1 protein-coding gene is annotated in these 2,039 nt (G+C 62.1%); it reads right to left on the bottom strand.

The features are described from left to right. Positions 1–109 precede the first annotated feature (109 nt). Positions 110–1,762 (bottom strand): DUF885 domain-containing protein, encoded by a 1,653-nt coding sequence (locus FJ319_14725; protein MBM3935518.1) that lies wholly within the window; start codon positions 1,760–1,762, stop codon positions 110–112. Positions 1,763–2,039: the final 277 nt, after the last annotated feature.

Below are 2,039 nucleotides of genomic sequence, written 5' to 3'. Positions count from 1 at the left end.
TCCACGCCCAAGGATCGAAAGCCGGGTCCAGATCACCCTTGGAGATCGAGACTGATTCAACCAAAACCAGTCGTACTGACAAAATCACTGAGCAGTAAGACTGACAAAGTCATTGAGCATTGACACTGCCGTGGCGGGCCATGGCCTCCCGCAGCAGGGGTATGGGCGGCGCGCCGAACGAAAGGGCCCGGTCGTGAAAGGCCTTGAGGGAGAATCCGTCGCCCAGCCGCGCCCGATACTCCTCTCGCAGGCGCTTTATCTGCAGCTTGCCGAGCGTATAGCTGAGGTACATGGGGTCGAATGTCCCGCGCGTTGCCTCTTTGCGCGCGGGCAACTCCTCTATGAACGCATTCTCCATGAAGAAGCGCGTCGCCTCATCGAGCGTCATTCCCATCGTGTGCATGCGGATGGCGCAGATGTAGCGGCAGTCCCTCAGCAGCGCCTCCAGCAGAACTCCGAGCCTCACGCGGCTGTCGTCCGCTGCAAAGCCCTGCTCGACCATCATCTCCTCGGTGTAGTGCGCCCACCCCTCCCAGAAGGTATACGCGCCGAAGACCTCCCCGAGCTTGGACTCGATGTTGCGGGTGTGCAGGTGGTGCGTGAAGTGGCCGGGGTATGCCTCGTGGACGGAGATGCCCTTGAGGAGCGGGTAGCTGAAGCTTGTGAGCCACTCCTCCTGCTTGTCCGCCGGCCAATCGTCTTCAGGAGGGGTGACATAATAGTAGGCCTCTGTGGCGTTTGTCTCGTAGACGCCGGCATCGTCCATCGCAGCGAAAGCCCAGCGCATGAACCTCGGCGTCTCTTTGACCTCGCACCGGTCTTCCGACGGGACGGTTACCACATCTCGCTCGATGCAGAAAGACCGTATCTCCTCCAGCATGGCGCGGGTATCTGAGACAAGGGAGGCCTTTGTGGGGTGGTCCTTTCCTATCTCCTTCAGGACATCTGCCAGCGGACGTCCTGGGCCGATCTGTTCCGCAAGGCGACGGAAGCTTTCCAGGTTCCGGCGCAGGTCCCGCTCCCCTTCCGCGAGCAAGGATTCCAGCGGGGTATCCACCATCTCTCCAAGCGAGAGGAGCGTCCGGAAGCTGTAGGCCCCGAGGGCGAACTCCTCCGGCGCCTCTTCAAGCCGGGACCGCAAGATTTCCACGAAGCCGTCGACAGCCCGCGCGGCACTTTCGACGGCGCCGGCCAGTGCAGCCGCAAGGGCCTCGGCGCCGAGCGGACCGATGGCGTCCGCGAGGTCGGTCCTGTAGAAGTCCGCCATGCCCGCGTAGGCCTCGATGCTGGTCTCCAGGATGGGCCTGCTGACGCGCCCCCTCAGGCCGTCCGACATCTGCTCTACGACCTCCGGCACGCGCCCGAGAGCCCGCGTAAGCGCGGCTGCGCGGACGGCGGGAGGCGCGTACCGGCGTATCACGTAGTTGCTGACGTCTATTGAGAAGAGCATGTCCATGGGGTTCCACGCGCGGGACCGCAGTCCCTCAATTTTGAAAAGCTCCTTGCGTAGCGCGGCCCTGGTCAGGGCCAAGTCCATAGACAGAGTGCCTTCGACGTCGCGGCGATCGAACGGCTCGAGCTGGGCGATGCCGGCGCGCACCTGGCTCGCCCTCGCCCGCCAGGCGTCCTCGGAGAGGTCCGGCATGCGGCCGTCGTAATTATGAAGGCCCTCGGCCGATGCAAGGTTCGGGTAGAACTCCCACATCTCGTCTACGACGAATGCGAGGGTAACTTTCAATGAAGACGTTTGCCCGCCGCCCATTTCGCCTCCGGAAGTCGATTCAAAAATACCGTGCCGCCAAAAGCTGACACTCAAACCGCGTAGTCGTTGTTTAGTTTACAACAGTCCAAACACACGCTTGCGGGGACCAGTCAGGAACCTATACTCGACCTATGACCATTGTCGATTGCGGTGTCCTGCGCGATGCCCGGGCGAGTGAATGACGGTCCGGGGCGGTGGGGATACTGGGTGGAACAAAACAGAGACCGGCAGCGTCTCTAGAGCACAGCACCCAGCAATTACAAGGGTAACGCGGGAC

It is taken from the genome of SAR202 cluster bacterium (assembly GCA_016872355.1).
GTDB lineage: Bacteria > Chloroflexota > Dehalococcoidia > Lucifugimonadales > VGZY01 > VGZY01.
This window is presented reverse-complemented; position numbering and strand designations above follow the sequence as displayed.